Source organism: Ewingella allii (assembly GCF_044430645.1).
GTDB lineage: Bacteria > Pseudomonadota > Gammaproteobacteria > Enterobacterales > Enterobacteriaceae > Ewingella > Ewingella allii.
On record NZ_JAWUDN010000002.1, the window covers coordinates 196,068 to 215,312 of the forward strand.

The following is a 19,245-nucleotide window of genomic DNA, read 5'->3' on the forward strand; positions in this document are numbered from 1 at the left end:
ACTCTATAACAGCATAGAAAATGGCAGAGATCTTGAAGACTTTATTTCACAGGATCGGGTTATTGTAAGCAGAGCTTTCGATGCACTAAACGTCAGGAAAAAGAGAATTAGACAAAAGTTGTTACCAACAAATAGCATTAATTGCCACCTGAATGGCGTTCGTTTAATAAGCAAGTGCTTTACTGATTCAGGTACCAGAACCCACCAGAAAAGCATGATTGATGAGGGCGAGTTATGACGGTAAAAATGCAGTGGATGATTCAGCGTAAAAGCACCATATTCAGCGCCCTGTTGCTGGCACTGAGCAGCGCCAACGCCTTGGCCGAGGACGGGCAAAATACCCCCGGTAAAAATTTCCCGATCCTGAAAGACGCCTATATTTTGCAGGCTTTCGACAGCAATAAAAAACCCAATGAAGAGCCTATCACCAGCAGCCTACAAAACAGCTATTTCTACAGCAACTGCGCCGACGCCGAACGCTGCGACTCGTTAATCCCGCAGGATGCCACAGTATTTAGAGCGCCGTCGGGCTTTGGCTCAACGCCGAACAGCGAGTTCCCTCGAGTCGAACTCAGAGCCAAGAGAAACTTCCTCAACGGCGATGAGTTCACTAATACCCAGACCGGCTCGGTCTATATCGTCAAAAACCCCGACACTAAATCTATCATTTTTGCCCAGATCCACGGCGACAAACCGGGCGGCTCGGAGCTGCTGAAACTGCGCTGGCAGAACGGCGACATCGTCGCGGGCGTCAAACCGCATTACGGCGATGCAGAGCAACGCACCACCCTGCTCTCCGGCGTGCGCTTAAAAGACAAAATCGACTATAAAATCGAAGCCAAAGGCACCCAAAGCGAGATTAAAGTCACCGTCGAAGCCACGGCAGACGGCAAGACCAGCAAGAAAACCTTCAGCTATCCAAAAGAGAGCTGGCAAGGCATCGAGCTGTACTTCAAGGCGGGGAATTATAACCAAGATTCCAGCAGCGACGGCTCCGAAGCCGTGGTCGCCTACGGGGCGCTGGATGTAAGTTATCGTTGATAGCAAATCGAGGGGCAATGCTGCCCCTCATACTATTTCGAGTGGATCCTACTTCACTTCAGCCGTCTTCACATTGTTATCCGTAGTCCAGACGCGGTACTTCACTTCCACATCTTTTGGGGTATAGACCACGATTGGCAGTTTGCTGTTGTAGCGATCGAGGGTCTGGTCACCTAGGTTCGCGGCGATGAATTTCTTGGTTTTTGTCTGGTTCGGGCACGCCATCATGGTGGAAGCCGGGGAAGAGAGCTGCTCCAGCACCAGATAGTCATAGCCCCAGCCTTGCAGCGTTTTGCTGGTCAGCTTGCCGCCCATCATATGACGATTGCAGTCCACCTCAAGGGTTTTACCGATCAACAGCTCAACCTTAAAATTATCCTCATTGTCCAGTTTCGGCAGGTAGATCACCTGACGAACCATCCCCTTTTCTGCCTGCGGGTAAGGCGCGACTTTCTCCAGCGGCAGCTTGCTGATATCAGCAGAATCCCCCGTCGCCGCCGCCATTGAGTTAGCAGTAAAAGCCATCATCATTCCAGACATTGCCAAGGCCATGAGTTTCATATTCAATCCCTATGTTTGATTTTTCCGAGAACCTTTCTCAGATGAAAGAATTACTATAATGGTTTTTTTTAGCATAAATGATTAATCACATCAAAATACATAGAGGTAATTTTACGTAAATCATACATCATCAGGATCATGTAAAACCTTCTACCACTTTTTCCCTGTTTCTTTCGCCGGCAAACAAGGTTTTGCTCTAAAACCTCGTGGCCGCAGGCTATCCCGACTATTCTCCCGCCCTCGCCGTCTGAGCAGCAGTAAGCCAAGCCGAAGCCTTGTCGAGTAATAATTCAGCATGAAAAAAGTGGGAAAAAGGATAAGAAATGGCAGTAAATGACGCAGCCGATGCAGGGTAAAAAGATGGCCTAATGCCCGTCTGGCGTAATCGATGAATATCAGCGTCATAACGCGGTTCCTGAATAACAATGACGCTATTCAACTCAAACCGTGTCCAGACTTACGCGATGTTTCATCAAGGATGTATCAAGACGGGCAATTATTGTTGCCCGTCTTGGCCATCAGGGTGATAAGGGTAATAAAGAAGGCAAAAAGATCGAGATAAGCAATCCCCCGGCTTCCAGCTGTCTGGCGTGAATGGTGCCGCCATGCGCCTGACATATCGCGCGGGCAATGGAAAGTCCGAGGCCGCAGCCGCCAGAGTGGCGCGCCCGAGATGAATCTGCCCGGGTAAAACGTTCGAAAATCGTCGGCAAAAACTCAGCTGGCACACCCGGACCATAATCGCGAAAGGTTATTTCGTGGCCCTGATCTTTCTTGGCAATGTTAATCACCAGACGCCCGCCCTCGGCGGCGTAGCGCAAAGCATTTTCCATCAGAATGGTAAACACCTGCCCTAGACGGAAAGGATCGCCGGTATAACGGCATTGGGCCGGCGCGTTAACCGTGATGGCCATACCTGCTGCTGTGGCCTGTGGCTTCAGCCAAATAATCCGTTCATGCAGAATATCAGTCAGATTGGTGACGCTTTTACTGAGCTTCAGCTGGCCAGCATCTGCCAGCGACAGCAGGAGAAGCTCATCGGACAGCCGGCTGAGATACTGCAACTGCTTCATGACCATCTCAAGCTGCTGAGGCTCGGCGGCAAAAACCCCGTCGATCATGCCCTGTAGCCTCCCCATCGCGGCAGTCAGAGGTGAACGCAGCTCATGGGCCATGGCCACGTGGGAGGCCCGAAGTTCACGGTCATAACGTTCAAGCTGCTGGGTCATGACGTTGAAATCCTCTGTCAGCCGGATGAGCTCCATCGGCACCTTTTCCGCCACCACGGCTCGCGTGCCGAACTCTCCTCGCGCCACCGCCCCGGCGGCTTTGGCCAGTTGGCTGACCTGCGCCGAGAGAGGCCGCGCGGCGCGTAGGCCCAGCACAATAATAAAAGGAATAACAATCAGAACCAGAATGCCGACCATCGCCCAATCCGAAGTGGCGATGGTGGGTTCGGAATAGCGTAGGCCCCAGCCTTGATCGACAATTTGATGGAATCGGGCCGGATTCAATTCCGGCTGGTCGCGCAATAACGCAAACTCGGCTCGCACCTCCGGCGACATATGCGAGATTATCCAGAAATTGAGAATGCCGTAGCTTAGCCACATGCACAGGGCTATCAGCACGACCGAGCTGATAGCTAATGCTAAAACGCGGACGCAAATCCAGCGCCAGAGGGACTGCGGTTGTGTACTCCTCATGGTTGCCTGAACCTATAACCGACCGAGCGGACATTGATCAGCACCTCAAAAACCCCTGCCGATTCGAGTTTTTTACGTAAGTTATATACGTGTGTATCCACCACTCTCTCTAGGGCCTCGCTGTCGGGCAGGCAACGCTCCAGTAGCTCTTGGCGGGTAAAAGCGCGGGTTGGCGCGCGCATTAGCGCCACTAGCAATGCAAATTCAGTGGGTGTTAGCTCAAGCCCAATTGAACTTCCCGCAACATCCGTCACCTTGGCTGTCATAGACTCAATATCAATCTCCAGCCTCTGCCAGCGTAAAATCTGCTCTTGGCGATGTTGTGGCGCAGCCCGCCTTAGCACAGCCTGAACCCGCGCCACCACCTCGCCGGGGTTATAGGGCTTCACCACATAGTCGTCCGCTCCGTAACGCAGTGCACCGATTCGGTCCGGCGCCTCCCCCATGGCCGAAATCATGATCACCGGGGTATCGCTTTTACGGCGCAGCGTTGACAGCACTTCAGTACCATTCATACCCGGCAACATGACATCCAGCAGGATAATGTCAGGCTTCCAGCAGCGGGCCTTATCCAGACCGCGTAAACCATCGCCGGAAATTGCTACGTCATAATTTTCGCGATTAAGGTAAGCCTCAAGCACGCTGGCGGCGTCAGCATCATCCTCGATAATCAGCACTCTTTTTTTCTGCATTTGAACGACCTTGACAGTTTCTTCATAAAACCCAAGCAGATAATTGACACTAAGGCAGCACACTTCCTGCATCAAACGCGCCATTAATCTGTTATTGAGCCCCAAACATGTGGGAATGAGAAACCTAATGATATCCAGAAAAATGATTATGCCTATGGCCTATATTGCCTTTGCGAGCAGCATCACAACCGCGCAAGCCAGTGAGGCCAGCCCACCGGAATCCACCGTCACTTTGGGTATTGGGGCGCAAAACGCACCGGCTTACAGTGGCTCGGAGAAACGCCGCACTGATGTATTGCCTGTGATTCAGGCACGCCAAGGCGCCGTGTTTTTCGATTCACTCAAAGGTATCGGCTACGATCTGCAAAGCGAAAACGGGCTGTATCTGGAACATACGCTGGGCTATCAGTTGGGCCGTGCTGATAAAAATTCCAGCTGGCGTGATGGGTCGGACAGGTTAAAAGGCATGGGCAATATTAAAGCCGCGCTTAATACTGCGATGGCGGTGGGCTGGCAAGCCACCTCATGGCTTTCGCTAGAGGGCAAGGCGACACTGCCCTTGACTGATGGACAAGGCGTGCAATATCAAACCTCCGTGACAGTACTGCCTTGGCAGGATGAGAGCGATACCCTGGCGTTTGAATCCGCCGCGCTGTTTGGCGATCGCCGTTACATGAAGACGTTTTATGGCGTGAGCGAGCAGCAGAGTGCGCGCAGCGGCTATGCACCTTATCAGCCCGGCGGCGGGCTGTACGGCGTAGAAAATAACCTGACGTGGAGCCATCGCTTTACGCCCCACTGGTCGACGATGATGAATGTCGGCTACACCTGGCTGAATGACCATGCTTCAGACAGCCCGATAGTGTTTCGGCGTAATCAAGTGAGTACCTCGGCGGCGGTGCTTTACACCTTCTGAGGCGAATGAATTGTCTTCAATGACAATAAATCCCGGCGGCCGAAACAACTCAGCCGCCTAATCCTCTTTCGCGATGTTCGGAGCTGGTTAATTCTCCCAACAGTAGTGATTAACATGACAAATAAAGAAGAGTTTCAATTATCCATCGTCACCAATGTCTTAACCTGGCTCGACGAAAATATTACTCAGGGGCTGACCATTCATTCTATCGCGGAATACTCGGGGTATTCGCACTGGCATCTACAGCGCATATTTAAAAAATATACTGGCGTGACGCTCGGCAGTTATATCAGCAAAAGACAATTGTATTTCGCCGCACTCGACCTGCTTGGCCAAGAGAAAGATATCGTGCTGGTTGCCATGAAATATGGCTATGAATCACAACAGACCTTTACCCGCGCGTTTAAAGCCAGATTGCAGGTCAATCCGGGCAGAGTGAAAAGATTCACCCCAGAACAAGCTGAAGACTTTACCCAACAGACATTGAAAAAGATGTTTGCGCTGAATCTCCCTGTTAGGGAATTCAATAATATACAGGAGATCGGCTTGGCAGCCTGAAGGACGCCTTTATTCGCGGATTGTATTGTCGCGTTGGAAAACGTAGAAATCGTTGGTTGCAGTGCTCATTTTCATTGAGTCTCCTTTCCGAGCACGCCAATAAATTGAATTCACAAGCTAGTGATCACGGCACGAATAAGACACTTGGGTTAAAACAGGTTGGAATGGAGCTGACGTAACACTTTGATTTGAAATGGTACGCCCTACAGGGCTCGAACCTGTGACCTACGGCTTAGAAGGCCGTTGCTCTATCCAACTGAGCTAAGGGCGCATTGCAGTCCCGGATGGGAGCGTTGCGGACTCGGATTATACGGGCAGACCGCGGTGAGTCAATGGCTTTCGAACTCACTGCTTAATGACTGAACAATTTGCCATAACTTATCGATCATTCAGCGCTCTGCCCTTTTTTTAGCTGCAAAATCAATCAGTACTATTTTTCTGAATTGATGGCGGCGGAAATCACGCGGGATGAGGCGTGGTAGGCGATATTTTCATAGGCCGTGAGTTCTGGCATCAACGTTTGCACTATGCCGCGTTTGCCGATAACCGCCGGCTGGCCGATGTACACCTTGAGGTTCTCATCCCACGCCGACACGGGATAGACGCTGTTGGCATCCGACAGTATGACGTCCACCAGCCGTGCCGTGGCGGTGGCGATGCCAAAGCTGGTCCAGCCTTTGCCTTGGAGAATATCCCAACCGCCGCCGCGCACTCTATCGTCCATTTGCGCCCAATCTACGTCGCGATCCCCTGCCAGTTCGGCTACCGGGCGGCCGCCGAGGCGTACGGTGCTCCAGGCGACAAACTGCGATTCGCCGTGTTCGCCCAGCACGTAGCCCGTCACGCTTTTTGGGTCGAAGCCGAAGAACTCCCCCACCACGCGCTTCATGCGAGCGGTGTCCAGCGAGGTGCCGGTGCCAAATACCTGACTGTGCGGCAAGCCGCTGGTCTGTTGGATGATTTGCGTAATGACGTCGCACGGATTGGTGATGTTGAGGATGACACCACCAAAGCCGCTGGCAATCACCTGCGGAATGACTTGTCGAACTGCCGCACGCGTTTCGGCCAGCTCTTCCAGCCGGTCTTCGCGCAGCAAGGTTTTTGGCCCTACGGCGACCACCAGCACGTCGGCGTCGTGCAGCTCGCCATAGTCATTCGCCACGACTTTTACCCGCGAAGAGACCAGCGAGGCCATGTCACGCAGCTCTAATGCCTGACTCGCGGCCTTGGGCTGGTTTTCATCGAGCAGGACGATGACGTCACACAATCCTTGTGTAACCAGTGAAAAAGCGACATCGGCGCCGACATGGCCCGCACCAACAATACCTACTTTACGTACCATCTTGTTTTATCCTTATTATTTTGATGTTGTGCCCTCTTAAAATAGCTATTTTTTAGCCACAAGTCGTAGCAAAACTGTGGCTATTTTATCGATGAAGATCATTCAACGCCTGACAGCGCCCCTCGCTTCTGCCAAAATAGCGCCATCCCCCTGCATTTACTCATTGATGGATTTACTCCCTAATGTCAGCAAAGATTATTGACGGTAAAACGATTGCGCAGCAGGTCAGAAGCGAAGTTGCGGAAAAAGTAAAACAACGCCTGGCGGCCGGAAAACGTGTACCTGGCTTAGCCGTTGTTCTGGTGGGTGAGAACCCCGCCTCGCAAATTTATGTGGCCAACAAGCGTCGCTCTTGCGAAGAAGTGGGCTTCCTGTCGCGCTCTTATGATTTGTCGATGACCACCACCGAAGGTGAGTTGCTTAAATTGATTGATGAGCTGAATAATGACAGCGATATTGATGGCATTCTGGTGCAATTGCCGCTGCCGGCGGGCATCGATAATGTCAAAGTGCTGGAAAGTATTCGTCCAGACAAAGACGTGGATGGCTTCCACCCTTATAACGTTGGCCGCCTGTGCCAGCGCGCGCCGACCCTGCGCCCATGCACACCGCGCGGTATTGTGACTCTGCTCGAGCGTTATGGCATCGAGACCTACGGCCTGAATGCCGTGGTGATTGGCGCGTCCAACATCGTCGGCCGTCCAATGAGCATGGAGTTACTGTTGGCGGGCTGCACCACCACCGTCACCCATCGCTTCACCAAGAACCTGCGTCATCACGTTGAACACGCCGATCTGGTGGTGGTTGCCGTCGGTAAACCGGGCTTTATTCCGGGTGAATGGATAAAACCGGGCGCAATCGTGGTGGATGTCGGTATTAACCGGCTGGAAAATGGTAAAGTTGTCGGCGATGTGGAATTTGATGCCGCCGCCGAGCGCGCTTCATTTATTACACCGGTGCCGGGCGGCGTAGGCCCGATGACGGTCGCGACGCTGATTCAAAATACCTTGCAGGCTTGTGAGGAATACCACGACATCAGCGCCAACTAAAAATCTGTAATTGATAAGTCAGGAATACATGGAAACTTTTTATCTCGAAAAACACCCGCACGTTGAACTGTGCGACCTGCTCAAGTTTATGGGCTGGTGTGAAAGCGGTGCCGCGGCCAAAGCCGTGATCGCCGAAGGTCAGGTGAAGGTCAACGGGCAGGTAGAAACCCGCAAACGTTGCAAAATTCTCGCCGACCAACAGGTCGAGTTCGCCAGCAGCAAGCTGGTAGTCAAAGCCTCTGCTGAATAAGCTCGGCTAAGGCAATAAAAAAGCGCGGTGGAGAAATCCAACCGCGCTTTTTTTGATTTTTGAGCATTGCCCGGGGGCAAAATGACAAGTAAATAGCCTATTTGCGGCGCCAGGTGGTTCCGGCTGGGCCATCTTCCAACACAATACCCATCTCATTAAGACGATCGCGAGCCTTGTCCGCCATCCCCCAATCTTTGCTGGAGCGGGCGTCGTTACGCTGTTTGATCAGTGCTTCAATCTCAGCCACTTCGTCACCGTTGTCTGCCTGAGCGCCAGATTGCAGGAACTGCTCTGGGTCTTTCTCAAGCAGGCCCAGCACGCCAGCCAGCTGACGCAGTTCAGCCGCTAAGCCATTGGCTGCATTGATATCTTCCGCTTTCAGACGGTTTATGTCGCGCGCCATGTCGAACAGCACGGAGTAGGCTTCCGGGGTGTTGAAGTCGTCATCCATCGCATCACGGAAGCGCGCCACAAAGGCTTCGCCACCGGCAGGTTTTGCCGCCGCGTCGGTGCCGCGCAGCGCGGTGTAGAGACGCTCCAGCGAGGTACGCGCCAGTTTGAGGTTATCTTCGCTGTAGTTCAGCTGGCTGCGGTAGTGTGCAGACATCAGGAAGTAGCGCACGCTTTCGGCGTCGTAGTATTTCAGCACATCGCGCACGGTGAAGAAGTTATCCAGCGATTTCGACATCTTTTCGCGGTCAATCATCACCATGCCGGAGTGCATCCACGTGTTCACATACGGGCCGTCGTGAGCACAGGTAGACTGGGCGATTTCGTTTTCATGGTGTGGGAACATCAGGTCAGAACCGCCGCCGTGAATGTCAAAATGCTCGCCTAGCTGCTTGCAGTTCATGGCTGAACACTCAATGTGCCAGCCCGGACGGCCTTCGCCCCATGGAGAAGTCCAGCTCGGTTCGCCCGGCTTGGACATCTTCCACAGCACGAAATCCATTGGGTTGCGTTTGACGTTGGCTTCAACTTCCACCCGCGCACCGGCCTGCAGCTGCTCGAGATCCTGACGGGAAAGCGCGCCGTAATCAGCATCGCTTTCCACCCAGAACATCACATCGCCGTTAGAGGCCACGTAGGCGTGATTGCGATCGATAAGCTTCTGCACAATGTCGATGATTTCAGCGATGTGGCCCGTGGCGCGCGGCTCTGCGTCTGGAGGCAGGATACCCAGCGCGGCGAAATCGGCGTGCATCTCGGCGATCATGCGGTCAGTCAGCGCGGTGAAGCTCTCGCCGTTTTCCGCTGCACGTTTGATGATTTTATCGTCAATATCGGTGATATTACGCACATACTTCAGCGAATACCCGGCATAACGCAAGTAACGCGCCACCACGTCAAATGATACGAAAGTACGACCATGACCAATATGACAGAGGTCGTAAACAGTTATCCCACACACGTACATACCGACTTTACCGGCATGAATTGGCTTGAATTCCTCTTTTTGGCGACTCATGGTATTAAAAATCTTAAGCATCAGGCTATTCCGTGTGTTGGGCATAGAAAACGTCAATTGTGGTCATAATATAACGAAAATGATTTCACCGAAACGGCATAAGCCGCCGCAGAGCGGCTTTCTCTTGGTTACATTGTTATAAAGTAACATTTAATGTTAGGGCTAAGCCGATTCTCAGGCAACCCTTGTTCGTAAAGCGAGCAACTAAAACCCACGGCTGACGCCTGCTTTTGAGTTGTGGTATAAGAAAAGGCTATATTGGGGGCTCACACTGAGAGCACACATCAACATAAGCAGGATGATTATTATGGTTACCTTTCACACCAACCACGGCGACATTGTTATCAACACCTTCGCGGATAAAGCGCCAGTTACCGTTGAAAACTTCCTGAACTATTGCCGTAAAGGCTTCTATAACAACACCATTTTCCACCGTGTCATCGACGGTTTCATGATCCAGGGCGGCGGTTTTGAGCCAGGCATGAACCAGAAAAACACCGATGCGCCGATCAAAAACGAAGCGAATAACGGTCTGAAAAACACCAAAGGCACGCTGGCTATGGCCCGTACCAATGACCCGCATTCAGCTACCGCGCAGTTCTTCATCAACGTGACAGACAACGACTTCCTGAACTTCCGTGGCGAAAACGCACAGGGTTGGGGTTACTGCGTATTCGCAGAAGTCACCGACGGTCTGGACGTGGTTGAGAAAATCAAAAAAGTAAAAACTGGCCGCAGCGGCATGCACCAGGACGTTCCGCAAGAAGACGTGATCATCACTAGCGTTACCGTTAGCGAATAACCGTCGTCTTAATGGCAACGTTTTTTATTGCAGATATCCATCTATGCGCACAAGAACCGGCAATTACTGCCGGTTTTCTGCGTTTTTTGCGTGAGGATGCGCCGCAGGCCGACGCACTTTACATCCTCGGCGACCTGTTCGAAGCCTGGATTGGCGATGACGATCCCGAGCCGCTGCACGCCAAAATCGCCTCATCACTCAACGACTTACATCAGCAAGGTGTGCCCTGTTTCTTCATCCACGGTAATCGCGATTTTCTGCTCGGACGCCGCTTTGCCCGCGCCAGCCTGATGCAGCTATTGCCGGAGAAGAAAGTGCTGGAGCTGTACGGCCGCCGGGTGCTTATTTTGCACGGCGACACCCTGTGCACCGACGACGTGGGTTACCAGAAATTCCGCAAAAAAGTGCATAACCCGCTGATTCAGAAGTTGTTCCTCGCCCTGCCCCTCAAGTGGCGTTTAGTCATTGCCGCCAAAATGCGCGCCAACAGCAAAGCATCCAATAGCGGAAAATCGTTAGAAGTGATGGACGTCAACCCGCAAGCGGTGATCTCCGAAATGGAAAGCCACGGCGTTGAGTGGATGATCCACGGCCACACGCACCGCCCCGCCGTCCACGATGTGCCGCTAGACGGCAAAACCGGGCATCGCGCCGTACTGGGCGCATGGCACGAAGAGGGATCGATGATCAAAGTCAGCGCCGAGGGCGTCGAGCTGATCACCTTCCCATTCTGAATAAACTGATGAGTAGAAGTTAGACCGGCACGCCACTGTGGAAGCGGAACTGCTCATCCGGCGACAGAATTAACTCCGCTTCAATGCGCCCGAAAGACTGTACCCGCTCGCTAATATCTTCCCCCGCGTACTGCTGCGCCAGCTCCAGATAATCCGTGAAATGGCGCGCCTCGGAGCGCAGCAGCGAGGTGTAGAAGCGCGACAGGGTTTCATCAAGATGCGGCGCGATTTTGGCAAAACGCTCGCAGGAACGCGCTTCGATATAAGCCCCGATAATCAATCTATCCACCAGAATATTCAGCTCATCGTGATGGCGCGAATGCTTGATCATGCCGCTGGCATAGCGCGACGGCGACAGCACGGTATAGGGAATATTGCGCTGTTGCATGATCTCCACCACCTGCTCGAAGTGGTGCAGTTCCTCACGCGCCAGGCGGGCGGCGCAGAACAGCAGCTCGGTGCGCTCGACGTATTTGGTCATCAGGCTCATGGCGGTGGCCGCCGCCTTCTTTTCACAGTTGGCGTGGTCAATCAGCATGATCTCTTGATTCTCCAGCGCCACGTCCACCCACCGCGCCGGGGTTTCACAATGCAAAAAATCATAAATCGGAGCCAACAAAGCCTGGGTCATAAATCAGTTTCCAGTTCATTTATTTAGAATCGTATTGATATGGATTATACAAATCTCGCGCTGACTTCTCACCATAAAACCGACGGAATCCCGCGACGCAACCGTTTTCCTCGCCAGTTGAGCATGATATGATTTGCGGCCTCTGCGCGTTACTTACTGATTATCACAGGAGCATTACCGACATGTCATCCAACGTTACCCCAGCCAAAATCGCGATTGTTATGGGGTCTAAAAGTGACTGGGCGACCATGCAGTTCGCCGCCGAGATCCTCACGACGCTGAATATCCCTTTCCATGTCGAAGTTGTTTCTGCTCACCGCACGCCAGACAAACTGTTTAGCTTTGCTGAACAGGCGTCTGCCAACGGGTTTGATGTGATTATCGCCGGAGCCGGTGGCGCAGCCCACCTGCCGGGTATGCTGGCGGCCAAAACGCTGGTGCCAGTGCTTGGCGTGCCGGTACAAAGCGCCGCGCTGAGTGGCGTTGATAGCCTCTATTCTATTGTGCAGATGCCGCGCGGTATCCCTGTGGGTACGCTGGCTATCGGCAAAGCCGGAGCCGCCAACGCCGCGCTGCTGGCCGCGCAAATTCTGGCGCTGCACGACGCGCAGATTGGTCAAGATATCGCCGCATGGCGTCAGGCGCAGACTGACGAAGTGCTGAACAATCCCGATCCTCGGGAGGAAGCATGAAGCCGGTTTGCGTACTCGGAAATGGCCAACTCGGCCGCATGCTGCGTCAGGCCGGTGAACCTTTAGGCATTGCCGTTTACCCAGTCGGGCTGGACGCTGAACCGGAAGCCGTGCCTTTTCAGCAGAGCGTGATCACCGCTGAAATCGAGCGCTGGCCTGAAACCGCCTTAACTCGCGAGTTGGCAACCCACAGCGCCTTTGTGAACCGCGACATTTTCCCGCGTTTGGCCGACCGCCTGACGCAAAAACAGTTACTCGACCAACTCGGTTTAGCCACCGCCCCTTGGCAGTTGCTGATTGACGCCGCCGAATGGCCGCAGGTCTTTTCCCAGCTTGGCGAATTAGCCATCGTCAAACGCCGCGTCGGCGGTTATGACGGTCGCGGCCAGTGGCGCTTACGTGCTGGGGAAGAGCAGACCCTGCCCGCCGACTGCTACGGTGAGTGCATTGTCGAGCAAGGCATTAACTTCTCGGGTGAAGTGTCACTGGTAGGCGCACGCGGCCACGATGGCAAAACCGTCTTCTACCCCCTAACTCACAACCTGCATCAGGACGGCATTCTGCGCACCAGTGTCGCTCTGCCTACCCCTGACGCCGCGCTGCAACAGCAAGCTGAAAGCATGCTGGCCGCCATCCTCAACGAGCTGAACTATGTCGGCGTGATGGCGATGGAGTGCTTCGTGGTGAGCGAAGGCTTGCTGATCAACGAGCTGGCTCCGCGCGTGCACAACAGTGGCCACTGGACGCAAAACGGCGCGTCCTATAGCCAGTTCGAAATGCATTTACGCGCCATTCTCGGCCTGCCGCTGCCTAAGCCGGTGGTCAGCACGCCGTCGGTGATGGTCAATCTGATTGGTACAGATGTCTCCAACGAGTGGCTGAGCCTGCCGCTGGTGAACCTGCATTGGTATGAGAAGGAAGTGCGCGCCGGGCGCAAAGTCGGGCATCTCAACCTCAATGACGCCAGCGCGGAGTTGTTGAAAGATAACCTGAAATCGCTTATTCCGCTGTTACCAGTGGAATACGCCAGCGGCATTGACTGGGCCTTGGCGAAGCTCTGATTGGCACGGCTCCCCCAACCCTGAGGGAGCCGTTTAACTATTTACTGTAATTCAATTACCGTAAGTCAGTTGCCGTAAGCTCTGAACAGCGCCCTTCCCCGCAGTAATCTCACGCCCATCCAACCGCCACACAGTGACAGCAAAATCGCGCTGATGAGCGGCACCGACCACCACAGCACCATGTTCGGCTCCCAAGGGAAATCAAACACTTTGCGCGTCAGCAGCCACAGCGCGGCTTCGGCACCCACGGCGGCGGCAATCCCCGCGACCAGTCCTAGTACCGCGAATTCACACCACAGGGTGCCGCGCAGCAGCTTCTTACTGGCTCCCAGCGTGCGGTACACGATCAGCTCCTGACGGCGCTGGCGCATGCCAACCTGAATCTGCGCCAGCAGCAGCAATCCGCCGCACAGCATTACCAGAATCACCATCACTTCCAACGCGCGGCTCACCTGCTGAAGTACCTGCCCCACCTGTTTCAGAATCGAGCCGATATCCAGCAGGCTGAGGGTCGGGAACTGGCGGTTAAGCTGGGTGATCGCCTTGGCGTCCCCTTCGTAGCGGAAGCTGGTCAGCCAGCTTTGTGGCTGAGCATCCAGCGCGCCAGGCGGGAAGATAAAGTAGAAGTTCGGCCGCAGGCTGTCCCAGTCCACTTTGCGCAGGCTGGTGATTTTGGCGCTGAAGTCCTGCGTGTCGCCGCTGAAGGTCAGCGTATCGCCAAGCTTCACGCCCAGACGCCCCGCCAGCCCTTCATCTATCGACACTTCGCCAGTCTTCGGCGGCCCGTCGCCGGCCACCAGCGGGTTGTGATCCGGCAAGCCTTGCATCCACGTCAGGTTAAGCTCGCGGTTGACCGCCTCACCGGCAGCATCGTCCGGTTTGATGATATCCGTCGACACCTGCTGGTTAATTTTGGTCAGCCGCACGCGCACGATCGGGTAGAACTCCTCCGGCTTGGTCTGATGCTGGTTGAGGAATTCCGTCACCTGCGGGATCTGATCCTTGGTGATGTTCAGCAGGAAGTAGTTAGGGCTATCCGGCGGCAGTTGCTGCTCCCAGCGGTCGAGCAGGTCGCCGCGCAGCACCAGCAATAGCGCCAGCAGCATAAAGGACATGGAGAACGCCGCCAGCTGGCTGAGCGTCACCCACGGCTGGCGCACCAGACGGTTGATAGCCAGCCGCAGCGGCAGCTTGCCGACGGTGACGCGGCGCAGCAGCAGCAGGCTGCCCCAACCAATCGCGCCGAGCAGCAGCGACAGAACCACCACGCCCGCCAGCAGTGACCACAGCAAGGTGCTGCCGCCAACCAGCGCCGCCAGCAGGCCGACCACAATCAGCAGCATCACCGGAATAAACCAGCGCAGCGGCCAGACATTGGCGACAACGTCATTGCGCAGTACGCGCAGCGGCTGGGTCGCCAGCAGCTGTTTGTAAGGGCGCGCCCCCACCAGCAGGGAGATCACCAACAAAGAGCCCATCGACCAGATCCACGGCCAAACGCCCGACGGCGGCAAGGCGGTTGGCAGCACTGGCGTTAGCATCTTCATCAGCAAGGCTTCGAACAGTAAACCAATCACGCTGCCAGACACCGCCGCCAACAGCAGCACCGCCACCCACTGGCCGATAATCAGTTTTTGCAGCGAACGGCGGCCCGCGCCGAGGGTTTTCAACACCGCCACCAAGTCATAGCGGCTGCGGCAGTAATGGCCCATGGCGACGGCCACGGCGGCAATCGACAGCATCAGCGTCAGCAGCGCCGACAGCAATAAGAACTGCTGAGAACGCTGCAAGGATTTGCCCAGCGCGCCCTCAGACTCTTCCATGCCGTACCAGCGCTGGTCGGGCTTCAGCAGGCCCTTGATGGCATCGCCGTAGGTCTGAATGTCCTGCGGCGAACCGGCAAACATATAGCGATAGGTCAATCGGCTGCCCGGCTGCACCGCGCCGGTTTTAGGCACATCCGCCAGATTCATTATCAGGCGTGGCGCAGTCTGAAACGGGTTGAAGCCGGAATCCGGCTCCTGAACAATTTCTCCGGCAATTTTAAAAGTCGAATCGCCGACTTCTAAATTGTCGCCCACTTTCACATTAAGCAGCGCCATCAGGCGCGGCGCGGCCAGCACGGTGCCCGGCTCAGGCTTCACGCCCGGCGGCTGGGTTTGCAAATCGCCATAAAGCGGATAGGCAAGGTCGGTCGCTTTGACATCCGCCAGCTGCGGCGTGTCTCCGGCGAAAGTCATGGTCATGAAGCTGAGCTGGCGGCTGACTTTCAGCCCCTGCTTCTCGGCGTCCTGCAACCAGGCTTCAGTAATTGGCCGGGCGGAACGCAGCACGCGGTCGGCGGCGATAAAATCACGACTTTGCTGACTCAGCCCCTTTTCCATACGGTCGCTGATGCTGCCCAATGCCAGCACGCAGGCCACCGCCAGCGTCAGAGCCAGCCAGACGATTAATAGCGAAGGCGAGCGCCACTCTCGCCAAAACCAGCGCCAAATCATGCTTCCTCCCACAATTTTCCGTCACGCAGGCGCAGACGACGCTGGCAGCGGGCCGCCAGTTGCTCGTCGTGAGTCACCAGAATCAGCGTGGTTGCCGCGTCGCGGTTGAGTGAGAAGAGTAAGTCGACGATGCGCTCGCCGGTGGCGCGGTCGAGGTTGCCGGTCGGTTCGTCGGCAAACAGCAGTTTAGGTTTGCCAATAAATGCGCGAGCCAGCGCCACGCGCTGCTGCTCGCCGCCGGAAAGCTGGGCCGGAAGATGGTGCTGGCGTTCGCCCAGGCCCAACTGCTGCAAAAGCTGCACCGCCTGCGCGCGGCTATTGGCGTCAGATTCACCGCGCAGCAGGGCCGGAAGCTGGACGTTTTCCAGCGCGTTGAGCGTCGGCACCAACATAAAAGATTGAAACACAAAGCCGACGTTTTTGGCGCGCAGCGCGGCGCGGCCCTCTTCATTCATGTCGGTCAGAGACTGGCCGAGCAGCTTCACATCGCCCCCGGTACCATCATCCAGCCCGGCTAAAATACCCAGCAAGGTAGACTTACCTGACCCCGACTCTCCGATCAGCGCAATGGTCTGCGCCGGTTTGACAACCAGCTCCACACCGGACAGGATGGTTAACTGACTTTCACCCTGACCGACGTGTTTACTAAGATGATGAACTTCAAGAACGTTTCCCGCTGGCATCTTCCTTTCCTTTTACTTGTATCAATGCTGGTCGCTGCAACGCTGAGTGCTCGCGCCACCGCAGCTGATAAGTTACTGATTGTTGGAGACAGTTTAAGCGCGGTTTATCGCCTTCCGGTTGCCCAATCCTGGCCAACCCTGCTAAATAACAAGTGGCAGAGAGAAGAAGGTAAACCCACCATTATTAATGCCAGTATTAGTGGCGATACTGCGGCACAAGGGCTGGCTCGCCTTCCCGCGCTGTTGAAACAGCATCAGCCGCGCTGGGTGCTGATTGAGCTGGGGGCTAACGACGGTCTGCGTGGTTTTGCGCCACCGGCAATCTCCCAGACGCTGAACCAAATTATCGGCTTGGTGAAACAGGCCAACGCCGAGCCGCTGCTGATGCAAATCCGCCTGCCGCCGAACTACGGACGCCGTTATACTGACGCCTTCTATGGCATTTACCCGGCGTTGGCGAAGCAGAACGACATCCCGCTGGTGCCTTTCTTTATGGAACAGGTCGCCGTGAAACCAGAGTGGATGCAGGATGACGGTTTGCACCCGGCTCAGGTGGCTCAGCCATTTATCGCTGACTGGATGGCGGACAAACTCGCGCCGCTGGTCAAATAGGCCGAAACCCTAAGTAAACCACAGTCCTGAAAAATAGGGGCTTCTGACAGGTAAAGTTATGCAAAAAGCAGTATTGATCACCGGCTGCTCAAGCGGCATTGGGTTGGCTGCCGCGCACGATTTGCGTCAGCGCGGCTATCGCGTGCTGGCGGCTTGTCGCAAAGCGCAGGATCTTGAGAATCTCCAGCAACAGGGTTTCGAAACCGTTCAGCTGGATTTGGACGATAAGCAGAGCGTCGAGCGCGCCGCCTCGGAAGTCATCGCCCTGACCGGCAATCGCCTGTATGGCCTGTTCAATAACGCCGGTTACGGGGTTTACGGGCAGCTAAGCGGCATCAGCCGGGAGCAGTTCGAGCAGCAGTTTTCCACCAATTTGTTCGGCACCCATCAGCTCACTCAACTGCTGCTGCCCGCCATGCTGGCCCATGGCGAGGGACGCATTATTCAGACCAGCTCGGTGATGGGCTTGATCAGCACGCCGGGGCGCGGGGTCTACGCCGCCAGTAAATACGCGCTGGAGGCGTGGTCCGACGCGCTGCGCATGGAGCTGCACGGCACGGGGATACAGGTCAGCCTGATTGAACCCGGCCCGCTGACCAGCAACTTCACGCAGAACGTTAATCAGTCGCAGGCCGATAAACCGGTCAATAATCCGGGCATCGCCAAGCGTTTTACCCTGACGCCAGAGGCAGTTTTGCCGAAATTGCGCCATGCTTTAGAGAGCCCGAAGGCGCGTTTGCGCTATCCGGTGACGCTGCTGGCGCACGGCATCACCGTGCTGCGCCGCCTGTTACCCGGCCGCGTGCTGGATAAAATCCTGCGCGGTAATAGCTAGCGGCAGGGGTTGAAGCTGGCACAAGTGCCCCCATTTAGCTTTTAACATCTTATTATTTATCACAATCTCGGCGCGGCATTGTTTCAACTAGGGACAGGGCTTCACCAAGATAAGAGAGACTGATTTATGCTGGCACAACCTTCGATCATTACTATTAACGAAACCAACCTGCACCAGACGTTGGAACAGTCCATGTCGGTTCCGGTGATGTTTTACTTCTGGTCCGAACGCAGCCAGCACTGTCTGGTGCTGGGGCCGATCCTCGACAAACTGGCCGCCGAGTACGCCGGTCAGCTGATTCTGGCAAAGGTCGACTGTGACGCCGAACAGATGATTGCTCAGCAGTTCGGTCTGCGCTCCATCCCCGCGGTTTATCTGTTCAAAGATGGTCAGCCGGTAGACGGTTTCCAAGGCCCGCAGCCGGAAGAAGTGATCCGCGAACTGCTGCAAAAAGTGTTGCCGAAAGAAGAAGAGTTGAAAGTGGCGCAGGCCCAAGAGTTGCTGCAAGCCGGTGACCTGACCGGCGCCCTGCCGCTGCTAAAAGAGGCCTGGCAGCTCAGCCAGCAGCGCAGTGATATCGGCCTGATGCTGGCTGAAGTGCAAATTCAGCTCAATCGCAGTGAAGATGCCGAAGCCGTGCTGGCGACTATTCCGCTGCAAGATAAAGACTCGCGCTATCAAGGGCTTATCGCGCAAATCGAGCTGCTAAAACAAGCTGCTGACACCCCTGAAATCCAGCAATTGCAGCAGCAACTTCAGCAAGAGCCGGACAACGTTGAGCTGGCGGTTAAGCTCAGCCTGCAACTACATGCGGTGGGCCGAAATGAAGAGGCGCTGGAACTGCTGATGGCACCGCTGAAGAAAGATCTCGGCGCGGCCAATGGTTCTGCGCGTAAAACGCTGATGGACATTCTGGCTGCACTCGGCACCGGCGATGCGCTGGCCGCCAAGTACCGCCGCCAGCTCTATTCCCTGCTTTACTGATCCCCGCAGAACGCATCACAGCTTCCCCCAGCGCGGCACTCGCCGCGCTGCTTTCCCCTCTATTTAGTTGTTCGCCTAAGCTGAATCAATACGACTTCTGAATGTTTTGTGCGACAATCCCCAGTGAGCAAAA

20 protein-coding genes and 1 tRNA gene are annotated in these 19,245 nt (G+C 55.1%); 12 read left to right on the plus strand and 9 right to left on the minus strand.

The genetic code is table 11. The annotated features are described in order from the left end of the window. Nucleotides 1–234: 234 nt before the first annotated feature. Complete coding sequence (locus tag SBO83_RS07605; RefSeq protein ID WP_396131054.1) at nt 235–1,041, plus strand: polysaccharide lyase family 7 protein; 807 nt, start codon at nt 235–237, stop codon at nt 1,039–1,041. Between the two features lie 48 nt (nt 1,042–1,089). On the opposite strand, the gene eco is transcribed toward SBO83_RS07605, so the two are convergent. The 3 genes from eco to SBO83_RS07620 form a co-directional block, all read right to left on the minus strand. Next, nucleotides 1,090–1,602 (minus strand): serine protease inhibitor ecotin, encoded by a 513-nt coding sequence (gene eco, locus SBO83_RS07610; RefSeq protein ID WP_396131055.1) that lies wholly within the window; start codon nt 1,600–1,602, stop codon nt 1,090–1,092. A gap of 518 nt (nt 1,603–2,120) precedes the next feature. Continuing rightward, nucleotides 2,121–3,305: an ATP-binding protein gene (locus tag SBO83_RS07615; RefSeq protein WP_396131056.1), complete on the minus strand. Its 1,185-nt coding sequence runs from the start codon at nt 3,303–3,305 to the stop codon at nt 2,121–2,123. Beyond that, the gene (locus SBO83_RS07620; protein ID WP_396131057.1) at nt 3,302–3,997 is read right to left on the minus strand and encodes a response regulator; all 696 of its coding nucleotides are present in this window, start codon (nt 3,995–3,997) and stop codon (nt 3,302–3,304) included. The genes SBO83_RS07615 and SBO83_RS07620 overlap by 4 nt, the downstream gene beginning before the upstream one ends. A 127-nt stretch (nt 3,998–4,124) precedes the next feature. Here SBO83_RS07620 and SBO83_RS07625 point away from each other — a divergent pair, with 127 nt between their 5' ends. After that, nucleotides 4,125–4,913 carry a MipA/OmpV family protein gene (locus tag SBO83_RS07625; RefSeq protein WP_396131058.1) on the plus strand — a complete coding sequence of 263 codons (789 nt, stop codon included), beginning with the start codon at nt 4,125–4,127 and terminating at the stop codon, nt 4,911–4,913. A 114-nt stretch (nt 4,914–5,027) separates the two neighbouring features. Beyond that, entirely contained in the window at nt 5,028–5,471 is a 444-nt protein-coding gene (locus SBO83_RS07630; protein WP_396131059.1) for a helix-turn-helix domain-containing protein, read from the plus strand. A 194-nt stretch (nt 5,472–5,665) separates the two neighbouring features. Here the strand turns inward: SBO83_RS07630 and SBO83_RS07635 are convergent. Beyond that, nucleotides 5,666–5,742 (minus strand) — tRNA-Arg (locus tag SBO83_RS07635). Nucleotides 5,743–5,901: 159 nt separating this feature from the next. After that, nucleotides 5,902–6,813 (minus strand): L-lactate dehydrogenase, encoded by a 912-nt coding sequence (locus tag SBO83_RS07640; protein WP_396131061.1) that lies wholly within the window; start codon nt 6,811–6,813, stop codon nt 5,902–5,904. A 182-nt stretch (nt 6,814–6,995) separates the two neighbouring features. Here SBO83_RS07640 and folD point away from each other — a divergent pair, with 182 nt between their 5' ends. Both folD and ybcJ read left to right on the plus strand, forming a co-directional pair. Further along, the gene (folD, locus tag SBO83_RS07645; RefSeq protein ID WP_396131062.1) at nt 6,996–7,862 is read left to right on the plus strand and encodes a bifunctional methylenetetrahydrofolate dehydrogenase/methenyltetrahydrofolate cyclohydrolase FolD; all 867 of its coding nucleotides are present in this window, start codon (nt 6,996–6,998) and stop codon (nt 7,860–7,862) included. A gap of 28 nt (nt 7,863–7,890) precedes the next feature. Further along, entirely contained in the window at nt 7,891–8,112 is a 222-nt protein-coding gene (ybcJ, locus tag SBO83_RS07650; RefSeq protein WP_034792243.1) for a ribosome-associated protein YbcJ, read from the plus strand. A gap of 97 nt (nt 8,113–8,209) precedes the next feature. On the opposite strand, the gene cysS is transcribed toward ybcJ, so the two are convergent. Continuing rightward, entirely contained in the window at nt 8,210–9,601 is a 1,392-nt protein-coding gene (gene cysS / locus SBO83_RS07655; protein WP_396131063.1) for a cysteine--tRNA ligase, read from the minus strand. Between the two features lie 286 nt (nt 9,602–9,887). Here cysS and ppiB point away from each other — a divergent pair, with 286 nt between their 5' ends. Both ppiB and lpxH read left to right on the plus strand, forming a co-directional pair. Next, complete coding sequence (ppiB, locus tag SBO83_RS07660; RefSeq protein ID WP_034792247.1) at nt 9,888–10,382, plus strand: peptidylprolyl isomerase B; 495 nt, start codon at nt 9,888–9,890, stop codon at nt 10,380–10,382. Between the two features lie 11 nt (nt 10,383–10,393). Next, a complete protein-coding gene (gene lpxH / locus SBO83_RS07665; RefSeq protein ID WP_396131064.1) occupies nt 10,394–11,116 on the plus strand; it encodes a UDP-2,3-diacylglucosamine diphosphatase in 723 nt (240 codons plus the stop codon). 19 nt (nt 11,117–11,135) lie between these two features. Here the strand turns inward: lpxH and SBO83_RS07670 are convergent, their stop codons facing one another. After that, nucleotides 11,136–11,747, minus strand: a complete 612-nt coding sequence (locus SBO83_RS07670) for a tRNA-(ms[2]io[6]A)-hydroxylase (RefSeq protein WP_396131065.1) — start codon at nt 11,745–11,747, stop codon at nt 11,136–11,138. A gap of 182 nt (nt 11,748–11,929) precedes the next feature. Between SBO83_RS07670 and purE the strand changes: the two genes are divergently transcribed. Both purE and purK read left to right on the plus strand, forming a co-directional pair. After that, a complete protein-coding gene (gene purE, locus SBO83_RS07675; RefSeq protein ID WP_396131066.1) occupies nt 11,930–12,439 on the plus strand; it encodes a 5-(carboxyamino)imidazole ribonucleotide mutase in 510 nt (169 codons plus the stop codon). Continuing rightward, nucleotides 12,436–13,500, plus strand: coding sequence for a 5-(carboxyamino)imidazole ribonucleotide synthase (gene purK, locus SBO83_RS07680; protein WP_396131068.1), 1,065 nt, complete (start codon nt 12,436–12,438; stop codon nt 13,498–13,500). The genes purE and purK overlap by 4 nt, the downstream gene beginning before the upstream one ends. Nucleotides 13,501–13,565: 65 nt before the next feature. Here purK and ybbP read toward each other — a convergent pair whose 3' ends face one another. Then, entirely contained in the window at nt 13,566–15,998 is a 2,433-nt protein-coding gene (ybbP, locus tag SBO83_RS07685) for a putative ABC transporter permease subunit YbbP (RefSeq protein ID WP_396131069.1), read from the minus strand. After that, the gene (gene ybbA, locus SBO83_RS07690; protein WP_154145576.1) at nt 15,995–16,681 is read right to left on the minus strand and encodes a putative ABC transporter ATP-binding protein YbbA; all 687 of its coding nucleotides are present in this window, start codon (nt 16,679–16,681) and stop codon (nt 15,995–15,997) included. Before ybbA ends, ybbP begins: the two co-directional genes overlap by 4 nt. Here ybbA and tesA point away from each other — a divergent pair. The 3 genes from tesA (at nt 16,652) to SBO83_RS07705 (ending at nt 19,112) form a co-directional block, all read left to right on the plus strand. Next, nucleotides 16,652–17,293: a multifunctional acyl-CoA thioesterase I/protease I/lysophospholipase L1 gene (gene tesA, locus SBO83_RS07695; RefSeq protein ID WP_396131226.1), complete on the plus strand. Its 642-nt coding sequence runs from the start codon at nt 16,652–16,654 to the stop codon at nt 17,291–17,293. The two genes, ybbA and tesA, sit on opposite strands and share 30 nt — an antisense overlap. Nucleotides 17,294–17,351: 58 nt before the next feature. Beyond that, nucleotides 17,352–18,128, plus strand: coding sequence for an SDR family oxidoreductase (locus SBO83_RS07700; RefSeq protein WP_396131070.1), 777 nt, complete (start codon nt 17,352–17,354; stop codon nt 18,126–18,128). Between the two features lie 126 nt (nt 18,129–18,254). After that, nucleotides 18,255–19,112, plus strand: coding sequence for a tetratricopeptide repeat protein (locus SBO83_RS07705; RefSeq protein WP_396131071.1), 858 nt, complete (start codon nt 18,255–18,257; stop codon nt 19,110–19,112). The last annotated feature ends 133 nt before the right edge of the window (nt 19,113–19,245 follow it).